This is a genomic window from Fischerella major NIES-592 (assembly GCF_001904645.1).
Classification (GTDB): Bacteria; Cyanobacteriota; Cyanobacteriia; order Cyanobacteriales; family Nostocaceae; genus Fischerella; species Fischerella thermalis.
Map to the genome: position 1 here is coordinate 316,516 of NZ_MRCA01000006.1, position 19,373 is coordinate 335,888.

The following is a 19,373-nucleotide window of genomic DNA, read 5'->3' on the forward strand; positions in this document are numbered from 1 at the left end:
TGCAACTTGAATATATTTTTTCACTACATTTGTCTAATGTATTTGCTGCATACGCATAAGCTATCTGTGTATATCTGTGTGCATCTGTGTGCATCGGTGTTCGATTTCTAAAATAAATTTTTTGCTCATAGCCCTAACTCCCATCAAACCTAACTTTAATTTTAGTTAAGAATAATTGTAGCCAAGAGTAAATCCAACTACTACCAAAGTAAAAGAAAAAATACTACACTTGACAGTCCCAAAAAACTTGTATCTAAAAGATATGATGTAAATATAGAGCCTTATGGGGGAAAGTAAATATGGTGAAACAGTTGAAATCTGCTCTCCATGAAGAACCCCGTAATCAGCGTACTTATGTTATTCCTTTAAAGCAAGAGAATTCCTTTTTAGAATGGTTGCGAGATAGTGGTCGATTAATACCACGAGGCGAAGAGGAATATTATGCTTACGATGAAGAGGAAGAAGAAGAAATAGCTGAGATCGTGGGTCACGATACCTATAATTTTGAAGAAGAGACAATAGAGGAACTAGAGGATTAAGATCGTGTCTGCTGAAACACTAATGTTACGCGTCGGGGTTGGTAATAGGTAATGGGTAATCGGTAATTGGTTTAAAACAATCTTCCCTACCAATTACCAACGACAAAACACGATATCGTAAGCAATTAACCGGATTTGATAAAGTTCTCTAAATACAAACAAAAAAATGCTGGTAACAGAAACTTAAATCTATTGCCAGCTAATTTTTGCTTTTATCTTGACACAAACAATTAAATCAGTTTCAGTTCTGGATATTGTGCCAACACATCTTCACTAGTGAGGACATCGTTTTCTGCTTGCGGAGTCCACAGTACCTCAAAGGCTAACAATTGTTCACCAGGGATGCTGCCGATTTGACGTAAGGCTTGACGCAAATCATCAGCGTTGTTAATTTGTGGTATTTCAAATTTACCCAGAGTAGCTGCCAAGAGAGTCACAATAATGTATTCTCCAGGGCCTTCGGTGATTAGGCGAGTTGGGTTATCGAGTTGCTCAGCAGATGGTAAAGCCTCTTTGCGAGTTGCTTCTTTGAGCTGGTTGTTGACGTTAGACAAAGTTTCTTCGCTGAACTTGCTACGTTCTGCCAATACTAGACGATTAAATGTTGATTCTGCTGCATTTAAGCGCGCTTGTTGAGTACCACCACCTGCATATACCCAGTATTCTGGATGGCGGAGTAAAGCGAGGCTAGCTTCTTGCAATACTTCAACTCTGCCCTCAGGAGAATTAGTATCAGCAGTTTCGGCTATGTAGTTAAGTTCTTGTTGCAACTCACGGGCGTTAGCTAATAAACCCACCTGTAAGCGGCTAATGGAAACTGTAGGGTTGCTGCTGTAGCCAACTTCATCACCACCACTAACAGCACGGCGGAAAGACTGGACTAAAAAGCCAGCAATTGCCAAAAAAATCAACAGGCCAAATAATCCACTACCAAAACCAAACACCGGCACTATAAAGGGAAATCCAAATCCACCACCTGGGTAAACTGGGTAAGGAGCAGGATAGTATCCACCACCGGGAGGTGCATAAGTCCGGGGGGATGAGTAGCCACGACCACTGCTGGGCATTCGGAAAGAACCACCACCAATTCGACCTCCACTAGCTGCTAATGCTCCATCAGCATGACTCAATGCCAACGTGAACACCAAAAATAGGACGAACAGCGGTTTTAAAAGCCTTTTGAAGGCTTGTTGTAGTTTGTTATGCATAACACAGTCACTTGAAAAACGATATTGATTATATTTGTCCAAAAAGGTGGGATTTTTTCATGCTTGGTTGGTGACGCTAGCTTATACCCTACAGAGAGTGTGAAAGTGAAAGTAGCTCTCATCACAAGCTACATATTAAATTTATCGTTTCTTATCCTGTGTCCGCAGCTATCCTCTACGCTAATTCGGTCGCAATAACCGTACATCTTTGGAGATGGGGAGTGTGGGGTGGTGGGGTGGTGGGGTGATGGGGAGTAGAGGAATAACCACTAACCACTAACCACTGTAGGCCGCGTGCATTTGTACCAAGATATTTAGTTACGCCTGATGTGAATTGAATATGGAGACGCAATATTCCTTGCGCCTGGTAAAAAACGTTTTTTTAGAAATCGACCACCGATACACACCGATAAACACAGATAACACAGATGCATCTTTCATGGGTGGTTGGGTGGTCATTGGTTTGTTGAGTATTTCCCATGATCTATTAGTGCCTTTGTTAATTCACATTACACGTTTAGTTTTCAGCAAAGATACTCATACAAATGCTTCGCCCCTACTAACCGCTAACCAAGACAATTGACGATTCGGCATTTTGGCAGAACATTTTGATGGTATTTAGTTATCCTACTGAATACATCTATACTGAGTACATCATTACACTATTTCTTTGCGATTATGCAGCTAGGGATATAGCGATCGCAACTATAAACCCCAGCCTTAAAAATTCTCCCAAGCATACTTAAGAGTTAAATCATAAAGTGAATATCAAATCTGGGGAGTGTGTTAAAAATGTGTAATGCACTGTTGAATTGACTGTGTTACAGCACTTGAGATTAAATTTCTGATGGAACATATTTCATCAAGGGTGGCGACGGTTGGAGAACAAACTGTATCTCCAAATATTCTTGTCGTATGCCGCACTTTTCTACCCAAGGAAGGCGGAATTGAGGAATATATATATAATCGCTGTTTGCAAGACACGGAAAGAGTTATTGTTCTGACCGCTAGTTGTGCAGGAGATAAAGCCTTTGATAAGTCACAACTATTTCCTGTTTATCGTTGGCAAACTCCCAAATCTTGGGGTCATAGTTGGAGTCAAAATATCCTCCAACCATTTCTAAATACGGTTTTGTCAGCTATCTTAGCAATAAAACTTTATTTTCGCTATCATTACCGCTATATTGAATGGGGTCACGGTTACGGTTTTATTTCACTGTTATTTTTAAGCTATCTTTTACCTATTCGATTTTTTATCTATCTGCACGGGGATGATATTTTATGTGCTTTACGTAATCCGATTATGCGATCGCTGTTTGCATTTACTTTGCAAAGAGCAGAGGGTATTGTCTGTAATAGCTGCTGGACACGAGGTTTACTGACTAGGAATTTTCAACTCAACACCCCTACTCACGTTATCCATCCTGTAGTCAGACGAAAAAAATTTGGCGTTGCAAGTCCTACTGCAATTGATGATTTACGTATACGGGTACGCAATAGGCACAATATTCCGGAAAATGCAGTAGTCATTCTTTCGGTCGGCAGCCTACAAAAGTATAAAGGCTTTGACTTGGTCATAGATAATTTGCCACTACTGCTAACTTTAGGACTAGATGTTCACTATATTCTTTGTGGACGAGGCCCTTGTGAGTCAAAACTACAATCTCAGGTGCAACGTCTGCGGTTGGATCGGTGGGTACATTTTGCTGGATATGTTGCTGATCGGGAATTAGCTGGTTACTATGCAGCTTGTGATATATTTGCTTTGCTGACTTTATTCGATTGCAAAGCTAACAGCCACTTAGGTTTTGGCATGGTCTACTTAGAAGCAGCATATTTTGGTAAGCCTGTAATCGCCTCAAATATTGGTTGTATCGCAGATACAGTCCGTCAAAGGGAAAACGGCTTAATTGTCAATCCCTATTCTGGTTTGGAAATATTTCAAGCTTTTCGCCAACTCTGTGAAAACCAACAACTACGCGAACAACTTGGCCGTAGAGGAAAAATATTAGCTAACAAAAGAAGCTTGCACCGATGGCTTTATATTCCTGAGTCCCGCTATTCCTGTTTGCTGACTTAAAGAGTTTGCATGAGTATCAGGTACGAGCTACTAAAAGTCTCAAACGGCATTGGATTTTAGTGTTTACAGCTTGTACTTTTATTATTTGGCATAAGTCAAGTTAAGTGCATTACATATAGCATAGGGATAATCGTTACTGCTTTTTAATATTTTTAATGTAAATATCAGTAATATTACTGTGTTATTTGTATATTTATGCGTATACAAATAAAGAGAGATATACAGTAAGAGCGTTAGCCTGAAAACTAAGGAGGATAGATGTAACTAGGGTTTTACACTTAGTTTATATCCCCTCCTTATTTCTACGTTAATGTAAAAATAATTAGACACAAATGTGTTGACGATCAGAACCCCGGCTTTTGAAAAAGTTGTAATTCTGGTCAAAAAATGTTTGTGACAGATAACCCACAAAGCCGGAGGGTTATGACTCGGTTGTCAACCCAAGACTTAATATTGCCTCTGAGGTTATTCACATACTACTTAAGTAATCATGGGCACATAACAAACTTTATATCATCAGATAGTGGAACGATAAAGAAGCGATCGCTAAAATTTAATACAATATTTCGTTTCATCAATGATGACAATGGAAAATATTCGGATCTACTGTGCTGCCTATAAATCCTGAATTCAGGATTTCACTGCTAAGCAGTTAAGCATATAAAAAGTATTGTCCAGTGATATTAACGATATAAATACTTACCAAGTAATTTGTTTAACCTCAGTAATTATATTGTGTACAATCATGAATATTCGTAGTACTGGGTTGTATCTCCAAAGATTTCTTTTATATGTTGGCGTAGGGTGTGGAATATTGGGTGTAATAAACTCCGACACCGTATATTCCCAAACTAATTCTAGAATTTTTATACGAGTGACAGAACCCACAGGTACTTATTTCAAAAGACGGGTTAACTGGTTTAGGCAATCACCACAAATTACATCAAACCTACAAAGGTGTCGCGCTGAACTCAATGATGAATTTACGATCTCATCATACCGAAATCCAGTAGGTTTGCAACCGATTCGAGAGCGTAACACCAACTCTATTTATTTCGGCAACATCGAGTATCCTCAAGACTACTGGGAAGTAACTTTACAGAATGCCAGTGGTTGCCGAAATCAGGAAAATGCCAGTACTGGTCCCTGGTTTGTTTATAAAAATCATGTACAAATACTACAAGCTCCTCAGTAGTGAAGTGGGGAGGTGGGGTGATGGGGTGTGAGGGGTGTGAGGAGTAAAACTACTAACCACCAACAACCAACAACCAACCATCAACTACTTACGTGTATACCGATGCTTCACCCCCACTGGAAAATACTCTGGATCGCCTGTTGATGTTAATGTAATTTGTGGCGTTTGGTACTCTGAGGGAACGTAGTTAGCAAATTCAGTGTTGAGGCGCAAAAGTTGGGTGAGAATCGAACCTGCTACGACTTGCGTTTTTGCAACACTCGTTTCTTCTCCTGGTGCTAATTCTACAACCACAGATAAATATCGATTCTTGTCTGCATCTTCTTTTACCTGCATGACAAATTTACCCGTCACCCAATCTCTAATTTCGGGCTGCTCTAATCCCACAGTCACATTTTCTGGGTAAATATTTGCACCAAAGTAGGAAACTGTAAAGTTAGAGCGTCCGAAAACGTAAACAAAAGGCAAAGGACGCACACCCCTGCCACCATGAGCTTGCAATTCAGTTACTGGGTCAAAATTATACTGTGCCAAAAACTTGAGCATGGCGTCGTAAGTAATTATGCCACCAGTATCCAAAATGTTGTAACGCACTAAGGGAATACCGTTGTCCCCAGAAAACACTAATGCTCTTTCTTTGACTTCAAAAAACCGGGTGATTGGGTCATACTGTACGAGGGTAGGTAAACGGGATTCTCCAAACAAAGTCCGCGCTGCTTCTGGATTTGCTGCTAAAAAACGACGAATACACACACTTAAGGGTGTTTCGTTACCTAATACACCTGCATCTGCTGTGCCGTAGAGTGAGGCAGAATCATAGCAAAGATGTTGAAAACCAACCCTTTCTCCTACCAAACTGCGCCATTCCTCACTAAATACTTCTCCCGCCATCACCAATTTAACTCGATACTGCTGCCACTCAATTCCCCGGGCAATACCAGTATCAATCACATCTTTCAGAAAAGGTGGGTATCCCAATAGCACAACTTGATCAAAAGCAGTACCAAGTGCCTGTACTACCCGAAGAATTTCTTCCTTATTATTACCTGGGGTAATTACCGTAATTGGATAACCTTTACTAGCAAGATAGCGACAGCAGTTGGTAGTGTACATTCCACCTACCCAAGTTCCCAAAGTGAAACAAATCACAGCAAGGGTGCGTCTAGTGTCAGCAGCAAAACTATCGTGAAATATTTGTTCAAAGCGTGTGGCAATTTGCAATTCATCGGTGAAAAAACGGGGCCAAAATGTTGGTTTTCCCGTTGAACCTGAAGAAACAGCAATCATGTCACAGCTAGAAAGCTGTCCGTAGCGGCATAAGTTTGCTAATGGGTGACGCAATAAATAATTTTCTTTAGTAATCAACGGTAGGGTTTGGAAATCTGTAAAAGTTTGGATGGAATCAGGATTTATTGCTTGTTCTGCTAAGAAATTTTTATATGCAGGTACACTAGTAGCTACATCATGAAATAATGACAAAACCCTAGATTCGCCTTCAGTGTTGAGATGCTGTTGTATAAGTGTATCTAAAGGAGTATGTAAAAAATCTGCATATACGCTAACTGCTCGTTGGCGTTGTGATTCAGTATTCATAGTATTTTGTTGGTTGGTGGTTGTTGTAGAGACGTGCCCTGGCATGTCTGTGCAGTAGTTAGTGTTAGTGGTTGATTGTTAACCATCTCCTATGTCTCCCTTGTCCTGCTTTCAATACCCGATCCCTCCGTAATCACGGCTATCCTTGTTGTAGCTAATAATAAAACCCTTTACCAATTCTTCAGCACCATGCAAGTCTATTGCAGTAAACAACACGCCAATCATAGGAGTAACCGTTTTTGTACTCAGTGTGGTGAACCTTTGCCTATTCATCAAGGAGAAATTATTGCTAATCGTTATAAAATCATCAAGTTACTGGGACAAGGGGGTTTTGGACGCACTTATTTAGCAGAGGATAGAAAACAATCTGCTAAAACGTGTGTGCTGAAAGAATTTGCTCCGCAAGTAGAAGAAGAACAAGATTTAAAAAAAGCTAAAGAATTATTTGAGCGCGAAGCGAGTGTATTAAAAAAACTCCAGCATTCGCAAATTCCCTGCTTTCACGCTTCATTACAAGCCAAAATAGGCAATCATGATTTTTTCTTTTTGGTGCAAGATTATGTGGAGGGTGAAAATTACTTAGACTTACTAGAAAAACGTCTTGCCAAAGGACAAAGTTTTAACGAAGAGGAAGTAATCACACTCCTACAAAAAATTTTACCTGTGCTGTCCTATATTCACTCGCAAAATGTAGTTCATCGGGATATTTCTCCCGATAATTTGATTTGCCGACGTTCTGATCAACTGCCAGTATTAGTTGATTTTGGTGGTGTCAAACAATTACCAGCTTCTCAAGGTTTTTGGTTTACCCAAATGGGTGGTATCCGCACAATTTTAGGTAAAAAAGGGTACGCACCAGAAGAACAGCTACGCCAAGGAAAAGCTTTTCCTAGTAGTGATTTATACTCATTAGCAGTGACGGCACTAGTATTATTGACAGGAAAAGAACCACAAAAACTTTATGATAGCTATCAAGGTAATTGGTACTGGGGAAAGGAAATCAAAGTCAACCCCAAGCTAGAAGCTGTGTTAAAAAAAATGCTGGCTTATAAACCAAGCGATCGCTATCAAAATGCCAATCAAGTCCTCAAAGATTTAAAATCGCCCATCCCTATTCCGGCTGTCAATCCCCACATCACCAAACTCAAAACAATGGTGGTTGCACCAGGGCGAAAAGGTGTCAAAGCGCTAGCTACGAGATTCCACAACAAAACCCAAGCGATCGCCCAAACTTTACCTATGCCCGTTTGGCTGCGTCCTTTCGCAATAAGTATGATCGGCACAACTGTAGTTGCTTTGACTATTGTCGGTTCTTGGGCGCTAGTAAGTGCCGTCATTCAAGGCGTATCATCAATTACTATTCCTACGATCACTCTCCCTAAATTACCTGATGGTTCCGATTCTCCTACTAAACCAGTGGGCGACTCTAGTAACAAAGAAGGAACCCGTATCAGCCAAATTTTAGATCGCCGCACCCGACTACAAATTCCAGAAGGATTTTTTATTCAAACAGTCGATAAAATTTTTTATACTAACAATCCAGAGCTTGTAGGACGTTCCCTCACCTCTGACTCTAAAGATGAAGCTTTGCGTCAAGAGTGGTACTCTACAGCAGAGGATCTATTAAAAAAAATAGAACAAGCTAAACTCAGTACCAACGCCCGTCGTCAATTAGGAACCTATAGCCGACGAAATTTACGAACTTGGCAGCAGCAAGCCCAAAACGGAGAGTTCGGTGACTATACAATCGAACAACTCCAGACAGAAACAAATCGAAAATTTGACCGATTATTTCCGGGACAACGCGGTAGAAATGCGAAACTGGATGAGAATACATTTGGTCAGATATGGTACGCGATCGCAGCCGATCAAGTAAGTAAACTAGAATCTGCTAATTAGGTAATGGTTAGTGGTTAGTAGTTAGTGGTTAGTGGTAAAAAACAACTACCAACTATTAACTACTAACTACTAACAAATGACTATTATGAACGTTTATTGCTCCAAAGGACATGAAAACCCGCCTGGTTGTCGCTTTTGTCTACATTGCGGCGAAAAGCTGGATGCTGCAAATCAGGGTATCCAACCGGGACAAACTTTGGGCGATCGCTATTTAGTTGTGCGTCAAATTGGTCAAGGAGGGTTTGGACGTACTTATTTAGCTGAAGATATCAACCGCTTCCGAGAACTCTGTGTTTTAAAAGAATTTTCTCCCCAAGTCCAAACTGCCTACGTTTTAAAAAAAGCAGAAGAACTGTTTCAAAGAGAGGCTACTGTTCTCTACAAGCTGCAACATCCCCAAATTCCGCGTTTCCGCGAACTGTTTCGCAGTAATTTTGACGGTAAAGAGTACTTATTTTTAGTGCAGGACTATGTAGAAGGGCAAACCTATCGTTCGCTACTAGATGAACGCCTCCAAAAAGGTTTACGTTTTACAGAATCAGAAGTCATTCAGCTATTGTTGCAAATTTTACCGGTATTACAGTATATCCACTCACTAGGAGTAATTCATCGCGATATCTCTCCTGATAACTTGATGCTTCGCAAACCCCCCCAAACCCCCCCTTACCAAGGGGGGGCTAAGGGGGGGTATCCTTACCAAGGAGGAACTCAGGGGGGGTATCCTTACCAAGGAGGAACTCAGGGGGGGTATCCTTACCAAGGAGGAACTCAGGGGGGGTATCCTTACCAAGGAGGAACTCAGGGGGGGTATCCTTACCAAGGAGGAACTCAGGGGGGGTATCCTTACCAAGGAGGAACTGAAGAAGGGTTAAATCATTACTCAGAGGGAACTGAGGAGGGATTACCAGTCCTGATAGATTTTGGCGGTGTCAAACAAGTAGCAGCAGTTGTCGTCTCCCAATATTACCAACCTAACGCAGCTGCTGTGACACCACCAGCTACTTTACTGGGAAAGTTTGGCTATGCTCCCCCAGAACAGATGCAAACAGGGCTAGTAGAACCTCATAGCGATCTGTATGCTTTAGCAGCAACAGCATTGGTGTTGTTGACAGGTAAACAACCGTCAGAACTAATTGATGATTACACCCTGGCTTGGCAATGGCGACGAGAAATTAACCTCAGTCCCACTTTGGGAGCAGTGTTAGATAAAATGCTCTCGCCAGTTCCACAACAACGCTATCAAAGCGCTCGCCAAGTCCTACAAGCCCTCAATCCATCGCCAGCCAATTATCCCCCCACTCAACGTCCCGCCCCAGTCCCCAATCCACCCACCACCGCAACCCTCGCCGTTGCCCCCTCCTCCCCTACTCCTCACACTTCCCCCACTCCCTCCCCTACCTGGTGGACACCCGAGAAAATCATCTTGGTGTTTTTATTACTGACAACATCTGCTGTTATTGCTGTGTGGGGAGCAAACACTTTGCTTTCATTACGTTTTGATGATGGTTCAGACGGTTCTACACCACAGCCAACACCAACATTCAGCCCCACCCAGCAACCCCTTGATCCCCTCGCCAAATATTCACCAGCAGAACGGGCGCGCAAAGAAAGATTACGCGATCGCCGTCAGCGTTTAGGTATTGATGAAAACTTTTATGTGAGTTTGGTAAATCAAGTATTTTGGGAGAATAATCCTAGTTTGCAACGACGCAGCCTCACAGATGAACCAGAGGATACACAATTACGGGCGCAATGGGACAAAACTGCTGAACAATTATTGCAAAAACTGACACTGTTGAGTTCAGAAAGCAGAAAAAAATTGGGTACTTACGGAGGAGGCGATCGCGATCGCTGGAAAGTTGAAGTTAACAAACTCAATGTATCTAGCCGTGCTTTATATGATTTAGCAGATGCAGCATTCTTCCAACAATTTCCAGAACAGGAAAGCAAGAATTTTATCGATCAGCCCATCGGACAAGTTTGGCACGCTTTTGTTGCGGATAAACTCAGCGCTATTCTTGCTAGAAGTGCTTTCGGGAAGATTAATTTTGATCCTAATACCACTACTAAAACCGTTAACGGTAACCTCAAAAGTTCAGCAGGCAAAGTTTTCATCGCTGATCTGCGCCAAAATCAATTAATGGAAGTGAAGTTAGCAGCAAATACTCAAGTTTTGTGGTCAATTTATTCGCCTACCGGGAAGTATCTGTTTTTGGAAGATTCTCAAAAGCGATCGTGGTCTGGGGAACTGCCAGAAAGCGGATTTTACGAGTTTGTAGTTGTGTCACGCAGTTCGCAGCCCCTTTCATATCAACTGACTTTAAATGTAGAAAATCCTACTCCCACCCCATCTCCGACACCAACCGATACTCCCACATCTGAACCAACACCGACACCTACATCTAGCGATACAGCCACACCTACACCGTAGGAAATGCGGAAGGCGGGGTCCCCTCTGGGGATTAGGAAAGAGGTTCTTATTTCCTCGACTTATAAATTATTTTTTATCCAACTTTTAAAAGCTCTAATTGCTTGACTCCTACCAACATTGAGAGTTTGCTGGACATACTCATTCACTAATTCAATAATAGGAATATTAGGAAAATTAGGACTGAAATTAGCTTCTATATATTTTCCTTGTTGCAGTAGATGAATTTGTAATCCATTCTGTGTATATCGCCAAAGTTCAGGAACTCCTAAAATTTCATAGTTATCAAAGTAAGTGCGGGAAGTAATATCAATTTCTATTGCCAAATCTGGTGGAGGAATTACATTTAAATCTATGCACTTTTTACCAACTACAGCAGCATAATTTTTAATATAAAAACAAGCATCTGGTTCTACGGCTTGCTTCATGAGTTCATTCTTGAGAGTCGTTGAGCCTAAAGGCTCAAAATCAATTTCTAATTCTTCCAAAAGAATCTTTACTAAATCTCCTATAATTTCTTTATCTTTCTCATGTTCAGGCAAAGGAACCATAAGTTCTAACCAACCGTTGCTGTAAGAAATTCGTGCTGCACGTTTTTCTCCTAATTCTTCTAAGATATTTTCTAACTGCTGCCAGCTAATATCTTTGAGCAACATTTGTTGACCTGGTTTGACAATAACTTGTTGCAGTTCTAAAAGCATAGAGTTTTAGAGAGCATATTTCTCTATTGCTACATTTCATATATATCTAAATTGTAGTTTATACTCTTTAGTGGTTGACTGTTGTTCAATGGTCAATAGTCAACAGTCAAAGATCAATAATCATTATTTACTCTCCCCCTTGCCCCCTTTTCCTTGTCTCCCCGTGTCTCCCGCGTACCTTCACGCCCCAAACCCTCATCCTGTGGCAATCTTAAAAATTTCTGCACTTATTTCTGTGTTTATGTAATAATTGTAGTTCTGTGCATAAAAGCATAAGAATCTCTAGTCTTGCAGCGATTTTAAATTCCAAGAAATAGCTAAATAATCTTGGAGGTTGATTTCTCGTTAGTTGTTGTAAAGGTGGAAGAATTGGAAAAGCAATCTTACCCCCCCGAGGAATTATCTTCGGTTCCTGTTGGCAGACACTGCATTCTCGAACTTTACGGCTGTCCAATCGATTTACTCAATGATATAAGGTTCATTAGAGAGGCTTTACAAGCAGCTGCTAAGACAGCAAAGTCTACTCTGCTCAAAGAGGTATCATACCAGTTTGAACCCTACGGAGTAACCGCATTGGCACTTTTAGCCGAATCTCACATATCGATTCATACTTGGCCAGAAAACGGCTACATAGCAGTAGATGTGTTTACCTGTGGTCAACATACAAAACCGGAGAAGGCTTGCGAATACCTTATAGAGGCTTTTCAAGCCACTAGGCATGTAATCATGACACTTCCTCGTGGTAGGTTTTCACCGACTATTCAACCAACAATTAAAGAGTTGGAACAGACCCTACTGGTAAATACATGATATTGGAAGTAGAGAGAATAATCTTATGCCAGGTAGCGAAGTAGGTGCAGATTTTTGGGTAAACGAGTACATAACTCCTTGGGATATCTACGCTCATGGAGTAACGGCGGTACTTGCTTACCAGAAAACTGAATATCAAGAGATGTACATTGTGGAAACAGGAACCTACGGCAAAGCCCTAGTCCTGGATGGCAAGTGGCAATCTTGTACTGGGGATGAGTTTTTATACCATGAGCCCTTGGTTCACCCTGCGATGATTTTTCATGGCGCACCACGTAAGGTACTAATTCTTGGTGGTGGCGAGGGAGCTACAGCTAGGGAAGTTCTGCGATGGCAGACTGTAGACAAAGTAGTGATGATTGACATTGATGGCGAAGTGGTGGAAGCTTGCAAGCAACACCTGAGCGAAATGCATCAAAATGCCTTTGATGACCCACGCCTACATGTGGTAATTGCGGATGCACTTAACTTTTTGGATACCACTGACGAGGAATGGGATGTAATCATCTCTGACCTTAGTGATCCGATTGAGTCAGGACCATCATTTCAACTGTTCACTAAAGAATACTTTGAAAAAGCCAGTCGCGTATTATCACCGAACGGGTTTTTTGTAGTCCAAGCAGGCCCGGTATCACCAGGAGAATTAAATCTCCATGCGAGGTTGGCAAAAACTCTGAATGCGGTTTTTCCTAACGTACAATCCTACAGTAGTCACACCTGTACCTATGGCAGACCCTGGGGTTTTATCTTAGCTTCCCAGCAAGAGATAAATACCCGACCTGACCCAGAAAAGGTAGATTTGCTGTTGCAGACAAAAACTAGTGGTGGGTTCCGAATGTTTGATGGGATCGCGCTTTTAGGTATGCTCCATTTACCAATGCATCTGAGAAGAGCGATCGCCACAGAAACTCAAGTCTATACTCTGGCTGAACCTCCCAGATTTTTTGGTCAGGGTCAGTTACAGGGAGTTTGAGATAGGGGTTATATGGATTTAGGGATGTAGGAGTGTAATTTAAGATTTTTCTTTAGACTCTTACATCCTTACCCCGTAAATCTTAATTTTAAAAACTAAATAATTATCTTCAGGAATTACGCATTAGTAACGGAAAAACAAACCACAAAGGACACAAAGGACACAAAGCAAAGAGGCTTTCAAAGAGATTTTGCGTAAGTTATAATCTTATTTAATACAAGGGCTGTTGTGTCAATTGATTCTGAAAGATAGGCTTTCAAAAAACTAATCAAGATAATTATTCATTAAATTCAGTAACTAGAATCAATTACGTAAACAAAAACACATTTCAAACACTTTTTCTTGGAACTCAATAATGACTTATAATAATATTATTAATGTAGAAGCCTCCTCGTCATATAGGATATAGAGGTTTCTGTTATGAGAGCGGCAAGATTTGGGTAGAATACTGCTTCAACAACATAGACTTATCAATAGCTTTTGATCTAATGGTGCTATTCCTACCTGAATTTGAATTCAGGTTAAGCTGCTAATTGAAAAAGATAAACGCGCTACCAAGGAAAATATTGAAGATTAATCTCAGTTTAAATAAGTATAAATGCTTATGAAAACAGAAAAATTTTTTGGATGTAGAGTCTCAATACACCCAAAAATTTAAGTTTCGTAACATCCCCCAATATTACACCCAACTTAGTTCGGTTATCCGGCTACTAACGGCAACACCAATAAGGGTTTTTAGCGTCACTATATATGTAGTAACTATTGCAAAGGAATTTTAGCTATTTTTTTTGGCAAAAACACCATATTAGACTATAATGGAAAGATTTATCTAAACCTATTTACTCTCGAGTAAATTTGTTGTAATATTGAATAAATAGAACTCATACTGACTTCGTATTGATAGTGTCGTCGCCAACGACTTAAGGAAAAGAAGAATTGTTGAAGATAGCGAAAGTGTGTTTGTAGGGGTCTGAAAATCTGGGGATAGTAGGGGAACCCATTTAAGGGGCTAACCGTCTTGACAGGTTCTAAAAGCCTAAAAAACTCAACCTTTTGTAGTAGTTTCCCAAGCCCTGCTAACGTCTGCTGATATATGCACAATCTTTCCTAATTAGCCATAACTATTAAGTATTCTTTTGTGTTTGGAGTAGAGGAAAACGCACCAATGCCCACAGTTAACACTGAACTAGAAAACACCAACGCCAAATTCACGGCTGATATGGTGCGAACCTATTTGCGCGAAATTGGTCGTGTCCCACTGCTAACCCGTGAGCAAGAAATTGTTTATGGGAAGCAGGTACAGCAGATGATGACACTGCTGGACGCTAAGGAAGCTTTGGTGAAAAAACTGCGCCGCGAACCTAGCCTAGAAGAGTGGGCTGCTCACGTGAAAAAATCTGAGTCAGAAGTGAAGCAGACTGTGCAGCAAGGTAAGCGGGCAAAGCAGAAGATGATAGAAGCGAACTTACGCTTAGTTGTTGCTATTGCCAAAAAGTACCAGAAACGCAATATGGAGTTTCTGGATTTGATTCAAGAAGGAACACTAGGATTAGAACGTGGTGTAGAGAAATTTGACCCAACACGAGGTTATAAGTTCTCGACCTATGCCTACTGGTGGATTCGTCAAGCAATCACCCGTGCGATCGCTCAACAAGGTCGTACAATTCGCTTACCCATCCATATCACCGAAAAGCTGAACAAAATTAAAAAAGTGCAGCGAGAACTCGCTCAAAAATTAGGGCGATCACCATCTCCTGCGGAAATTGCTCAAGAATTGGAATTAGAACCTGCCCAAATTCGTGAGTATCTCAACATGGCACGTCAACCAGTTTCTTTGGATGTGAAAGTAGGTGATAATCAAGATACAGAACTGCAAGAAATGCTGGAAGATGAAGGCCAGTCACCAGAGTATTACATGACTCAAGAATTCTTGCGCCAAGACTTGAATAACCTACTTTCAGAACTCACCCCCCAACAGCGAGAAGTACTAGCTTTACGCTTTGGTTTGGAAGATGGTAATGAAATGTCCTTGGCTAAAGTAGGTGAACGCTTGAATCTGAGTCGTGAGCGCGTCCGCCAATTGGAGCATCAAGCTCTGGCGCATTTGCGTCGTCGCCGCGCCAATGTGAAAGAGTACATTGCTAGCTAAATGGTTAGCTTAGCGCTCAAGGGCGACGCGCCTCCTGAACTCAGGGGGCAATTTTTTTCAGTTATCAGTGATCAGTTATTAGTAAACATACAAATTTCAAAACTGATAACTGGTAATTGATAATTGTTAACTGTCGTCATCCGGAATCGAGAGATTTTGTTTTGTAGTTGCAGATAGATGTACAAAAGCGAGGTACTGTCCCAAAAAAGCGTTAATTATTTTAGAATTTACAAAGTCCCTGAATAATTTCAATTTTTCCTGACAATCTTCCTCTTCCTATTGAGTTATTCAATTAGGGGAAACTGCAATAGCTCCAGCAATGGTAGTCTAAGATTACGTTCAAAATTAAATAAAAAATTTCTTTGTTCCCAGAGTTTTTTATCCGACAATATAAATCGACCTTTTGATGGAGTCTTGCTCTCTTAATACTTAGTTAAATTTAGACAAAAGTAAAAAAAGTATTTTTTATTACAGGAGAAATAGGGTGCTTAACCACATAAACAAATTCCTTCCGCCCCGTCAGTATAGACTCCCCTTACTTGGATTGTTACTTGTTGTTGGTGTTGTTGGCGAGAGGGCTAAACCTGTGTTAAGTAACCAACTCGCTAGATTACATGCGCCTACAAACCAGGAATTTAGTACTCAAACAACCACTTATACTTGGTTACAGGGTGCTTCTTCTCAATCAATTACTGCCAATAAAGAAATGCGTTTGCGGAAAGCGCTAGTCACATCAAGCTCTACACCAAAAAAATCTAGTGTAGGTAAAATAGCATCTACACAATTACTAAAAAATTCAGCACAAACTTACACTTGGTTACAGGGAAATAATCACCTCAGATCAGAACCACCAGCATCTCTAGCCAACAAATTAGCAGTAGCAGATACAATTAACAACTCACAGCAAAGCGCACCTAAAGCATCCCTAAAAACAACAGAAGTGGCATCAAAGTCGAAATTTCCTAAACAAGATGGTGTCTACCTTTATGGACAGTCACCCAAACCAGGACAGTTAGGACAAGGTTATATCATATTTGAGAAGCGCCAAAATAAGATCATTGGTGCTTTGTATATGCCAAGTTCTGAATATAGTTGTTTCAATGGTACACTCAACTCCTCTGGGGAGTTGGCGATGACTGTTAGGGGTTATGCTGGTGAAATTAGTCCGTCAGAAATAGCTACAATTAATGGTTTACCTAGAACTAGTGACGACGAACCTGATATCTATGGTCATTCGGTAGAATTACAAGATTATTATCAACTAAAGTCTATAAGTAGTAGCGATCGCCAAATTTTAAAGATGTGTAAAAACCATCAATAAAGCTATGAGGGTTGCATGTTTGCTAGATATTTTAGAAAGATTTCAACGTTAAAATTTGCGGTCTAAACTTGTGATTTACGTTATCCCATAGTCCTATAATACCACTGTTAGAATATATTTATTTTAGATATAAAAATCCAATCTGATTACTGAACATACTTGTGTAAGGAGACAACAGACAACAAGGAAGTTAGAGGTGTACTGGATTTTTTTCAAAAATAAAATATGAGTCCTATATTAACCACAATAATTAATCATTTATTGGTAGACCATATTAACAACAGGCAATAGGAAAATCCTGATCATTAAAATTAGAAGATTTGAACAATGATACTTTTTCTCATCCATAGTGTGAGAAAAAAGATTCAACTAATTTTATCAGTTACTCTCCACCCCAACAATTGGGGTGGTTTTTGTTTTAATGCGATCGCATTATCAAATCTGGTGTTGCTAGTAATCGGAATCTCAGGGTTACCTCTGAGATGAATCAAAATATAAAAATTTAATAAATAATACATTGATAGAAGTATTTTTACATATATTATTTTAATGCTTAAATTGTCCGTGAAGCCTATTTTAAGAGATATACATTGAATAAACTTTCTGAATAAAAAATAAATCAAAGTATGCTATATAACTTAAAAATACTTATCTTCACTGAAATTATTTTTAACTAGTTGTGACTCAAAAACACACTGCCACCGGGATATTTGCTCGCCAATTTACCCATCCTTGCCCAGAATCCATGCAGATTCATCGCCAACTGTATCTGTATTCATTCCTGGCTCAGTTCAAATTGCTCAAAAAAAGCTACACCACCAAAATTATGTTGGTGGCATTTTTAGGTACTCATGTACCACTTTTGACCTTACTCTTCAGTTTCATCACTTCCAACTCCTATTCTTGGGAGATGACAGTACGAGTTATGGTTATTGCTCTGTTAGCTACCTTAGCGGGTACAGCAGCCACACTCTATGCATTACATCACCTGCTTGCTCCGGTAATTTTGACATCTGCTGCATTACAAAACTATCTGAACACTAAAAAATTACCCCAATTGCCAACACAATTTGCTGATGAAGTAGGGACACTGATGGCAGATACTTCACAAACTCTTCACAAATTAGATGAGTTAATTAATTACATTCGCAACTATGACGACCTAACTGGATTACCCAATCGAGATTTGTTTCGCCATCGTGTACATCAGGTTTTCTCCCAGAATAGTCAGCGTCTAGTAGCTATTTTCTTAATAGGTATTGATGATTTTAGTGCCACGAGTCATACTTTGGAGCATCAAATATCAAGTTTACTGTTGAGAGCAGTTGCCCAGCGTTTATCAAATTGTGTCGCTCAAACAGATATTCTGGCTCATTTAAATGGAGATGAGTTTGCGATCGCTCGAACTGGTATTCCTTCTTTTGAGAGTGTCATTAAGCTATCTCAGTTATTACAAAGTACCTTGGCAAAACCCTTTCTAATTGAAGGTAATACAATTCGGATCACAACCAGTATCGGTATCACAATTAATGATTTGAGCGATCGCAATAGTGTAGATCAACTTTTACAACAGGCTCATATAGCCTTGTATAAAGCAAAGCAGCAGGGACGTAGTCAATACAAGTTTTATTCCTCAGAGATCAATTCTCAGTTGCAGGAACGGCTGACAATTGAAAATGAATTGTATGGAGCAATTGAGCGTGGTGAAATGCAGGTTTACTACCAACCCATAATTGATTTGCACAGCCAAAAAATCATGGCCACAGAAGCACTCATTCGCTGGTTTCACCCGATTTTGGGTTCGGTTTCTCCCGCCAAATTTATTCCTATTGCTGAAGCCAATGGTTTGATTGTGCCAATTGGTGAATGGGTTTTACGAACTGCTTGCGCTCAAAATCAAGCCTGGCAAATTGCTGGACTTTCCCCTATCCGCATATCGGTAAACCTGTCAGCACGACAGTTTGAGCAACCTAACTTGGTAGAAGTCGTTAACCAGATTCTCAAAAAAACAGGTCTAGAGGCATTTTATCTGGAATTGGAAGTCACAGAAAGTTTTCTCATGAGCGACATTGAGCGTTCTGTTCATACGCTCAAGCAGCTAAGAGAACTAGGCATATCTTTGGCTTTGGATGACTTTGGAACTGGCTATTCCTCCCTCAACTACTTGAAGCGTTTTCCTGTTAACATGCTTAAGATTGATCGGTCATTTGTGCAGGATGTGACCTCAAATCCTGATAGTGCAGCCGTAACCGATGCGATTATTGCCCTAGCCAAAAGCTTACGGTTGAATATCACAGCTGAGGGCGTAGAAACTCAAGAACAACTTGACTACCTACAACAGCGTGGGTGTCATGAAGGTCAGGGATTCTACTTCAGTCGTCCTGTTCCTGGTGATGCGATCGCCCAAATGCTGAAGAAAAATTCTTCACAAATTATGAATATGAATTCTGAAACCTTCATAATTCATAATTCATAAT

Annotated in this window: 14 protein-coding genes; 11 read left to right on the forward strand and 3 right to left on the reverse strand. The window is 40.4% G+C overall.

Features of this window, described 5'->3' with window-relative positions:
- Positions 1-299: 299 nt before the first annotated feature.
- Positions 300-539: a DUF3134 family protein gene (locus NIES592_RS13905; RefSeq protein WP_016866032.1), complete on the forward strand. Its 240-nt coding sequence runs from the start codon at positions 300-302 to the stop codon at positions 537-539.
- A 230-nt stretch (positions 540-769) separates the two neighbouring features.
- Here NIES592_RS13905 and NIES592_RS13910 read toward each other — a convergent pair whose 3' ends face one another.
- Positions 770-1,747 carry a DUF1517 domain-containing protein gene (locus tag NIES592_RS13910; RefSeq protein ID WP_073556041.1) on the reverse strand — a complete coding sequence of 326 codons (978 nt, stop codon included), beginning with the start codon at positions 1,745-1,747 and terminating at the stop codon, positions 770-772.
- A 340-nt stretch (positions 1,748-2,087) separates the two neighbouring features.
- On the opposite strand from NIES592_RS13910, the gene NIES592_RS13915 reads away from it, so the two are divergent.
- The 3 genes from NIES592_RS13915 to NIES592_RS13925 all read left to right on the forward strand — a co-directional run bounded on the left by NIES592_RS13915 (position 2,088) and on the right by NIES592_RS13925 (position 5,022).
- Positions 2,088-2,330 carry a hypothetical protein gene (locus NIES592_RS13915; protein ID WP_073556042.1) on the forward strand — a complete coding sequence of 81 codons (243 nt, stop codon included), beginning with the start codon at positions 2,088-2,090 and terminating at the stop codon, positions 2,328-2,330.
- Between the two features lie 264 nt (positions 2,331-2,594).
- Positions 2,595-3,827, forward strand: a complete 1,233-nt coding sequence (locus tag NIES592_RS13920; protein ID WP_062247176.1) for a glycosyltransferase family 4 protein — start codon at positions 2,595-2,597, stop codon at positions 3,825-3,827.
- Positions 3,828-4,572: 745 nt separating this feature from the next.
- Positions 4,573-5,022 (forward strand): hypothetical protein, encoded by a 450-nt coding sequence (locus NIES592_RS13925; RefSeq protein WP_231936142.1) that lies wholly within the window; start codon positions 4,573-4,575, stop codon positions 5,020-5,022.
- 84 nt (positions 5,023-5,106) lie between these two features.
- Here NIES592_RS13925 and NIES592_RS13930 read toward each other — a convergent pair whose 3' ends face one another.
- Positions 5,107-6,615, reverse strand: a complete 1,509-nt coding sequence (locus NIES592_RS13930) for a phenylacetate--CoA ligase family protein (protein WP_073556043.1) — start codon at positions 6,613-6,615, stop codon at positions 5,107-5,109.
- A 189-nt stretch (positions 6,616-6,804) separates the two neighbouring features.
- Here NIES592_RS13930 and NIES592_RS13935 point away from each other — a divergent pair, with 189 nt between their 5' ends.
- Positions 6,805-8,514, forward strand: a complete 1,710-nt coding sequence (locus tag NIES592_RS13935; protein ID WP_073556044.1) for a serine/threonine-protein kinase — start codon at positions 6,805-6,807, stop codon at positions 8,512-8,514.
- A gap of 85 nt (positions 8,515-8,599) precedes the next feature.
- Entirely contained in the window at positions 8,600-10,945 is a 2,346-nt protein-coding gene (locus tag NIES592_RS24570) for a protein kinase domain-containing protein (RefSeq protein WP_256678139.1), read from the forward strand.
- Between the two features lie 59 nt (positions 10,946-11,004).
- On the opposite strand, the gene NIES592_RS13950 is transcribed toward NIES592_RS24570, so the two are convergent.
- The gene (locus tag NIES592_RS13950) at positions 11,005-11,643 is read right to left on the reverse strand and encodes a Uma2 family endonuclease (protein WP_073556045.1); all 639 of its coding nucleotides are present in this window, start codon (positions 11,641-11,643) and stop codon (positions 11,005-11,007) included.
- A 360-nt stretch (positions 11,644-12,003) separates the two neighbouring features.
- On the opposite strand from NIES592_RS13950, the gene speD reads away from it, so the two are divergent.
- The 5 genes from speD (at position 12,004) to NIES592_RS13975 (ending at position 19,372) form a co-directional block, all read left to right on the forward strand.
- A complete protein-coding gene (gene speD, locus NIES592_RS13955) occupies positions 12,004-12,453 on the forward strand; it encodes an adenosylmethionine decarboxylase (protein WP_073556072.1) in 450 nt (149 codons plus the stop codon).
- A gap of 25 nt (positions 12,454-12,478) precedes the next feature.
- Positions 12,479-13,426 carry a fused MFS/spermidine synthase gene (locus NIES592_RS13960; RefSeq protein WP_073556046.1) on the forward strand — a complete coding sequence of 316 codons (948 nt, stop codon included), beginning with the start codon at positions 12,479-12,481 and terminating at the stop codon, positions 13,424-13,426.
- A gap of 1,165 nt (positions 13,427-14,591) precedes the next feature.
- Complete coding sequence (locus NIES592_RS13965) at positions 14,592-15,575, forward strand: RNA polymerase sigma factor, RpoD/SigA family (RefSeq protein WP_016871755.1); 984 nt, start codon at positions 14,592-14,594, stop codon at positions 15,573-15,575.
- A 484-nt stretch (positions 15,576-16,059) separates the two neighbouring features.
- Positions 16,060-16,896: a hypothetical protein gene (locus NIES592_RS13970; protein WP_062247169.1), complete on the forward strand. Its 837-nt coding sequence runs from the start codon at positions 16,060-16,062 to the stop codon at positions 16,894-16,896.
- Positions 16,897-17,641: 745 nt separating this feature from the next.
- Positions 17,642-19,372, forward strand: coding sequence for a putative bifunctional diguanylate cyclase/phosphodiesterase (locus tag NIES592_RS13975; protein WP_073556073.1), 1,731 nt, complete (start codon positions 17,642-17,644; stop codon positions 19,370-19,372).
- Position 19,373: the final 1 nt, after the last annotated feature.

Coding starts and splice junctions, on each gene's coding strand:
- NIES592_RS13920 (WP_062247176.1), top strand. CDS start 2,595: ATGGAACATATTTCATCAAGGGTGGCGACGGTTGGAGAACAAACTGTA.
- NIES592_RS13975 (WP_073556073.1), top strand. CDS start 17,642: ATGCAGATTCATCGCCAACTGTATCTGTATTCATTCCTGGCTCAGTTC.
- NIES592_RS13960 (WP_073556046.1), top strand. CDS start 12,479: ATGCCAGGTAGCGAAGTAGGTGCAGATTTTTGGGTAAACGAGTACATA.
- NIES592_RS13925 (WP_231936142.1), top strand. CDS start 4,573: ATGAATATTCGTAGTACTGGGTTGTATCTCCAAAGATTTCTTTTATAT.
- NIES592_RS13965 (WP_016871755.1), top strand. CDS start 14,592: ATGCCCACAGTTAACACTGAACTAGAAAACACCAACGCCAAATTCACG.
- NIES592_RS13910 (WP_073556041.1), bottom strand. CDS start 1,747: ATGCATAACAAACTACAACAAGCCTTCAAAAGGCTTTTAAAACCGCTG.
- NIES592_RS13950 (WP_073556045.1), bottom strand. CDS start 11,643: ATGCTTTTAGAACTGCAACAAGTTATTGTCAAACCAGGTCAACAAATG.
- NIES592_RS13935 (WP_073556044.1), top strand. CDS start 6,805: ATGCAAGTCTATTGCAGTAAACAACACGCCAATCATAGGAGTAACCGT.
- NIES592_RS13915 (WP_073556042.1), top strand. CDS start 2,088: ATGGAGACGCAATATTCCTTGCGCCTGGTAAAAAACGTTTTTTTAGAA.
- NIES592_RS13930 (WP_073556043.1), bottom strand. CDS start 6,615: ATGAATACTGAATCACAACGCCAACGAGCAGTTAGCGTATATGCAGAT.
- NIES592_RS24570 (WP_256678139.1), top strand. CDS start 8,600: ATGAACGTTTATTGCTCCAAAGGACATGAAAACCCGCCTGGTTGTCGC.
- NIES592_RS13905 (WP_016866032.1), top strand. CDS start 300: ATGGTGAAACAGTTGAAATCTGCTCTCCATGAAGAACCCCGTAATCAG.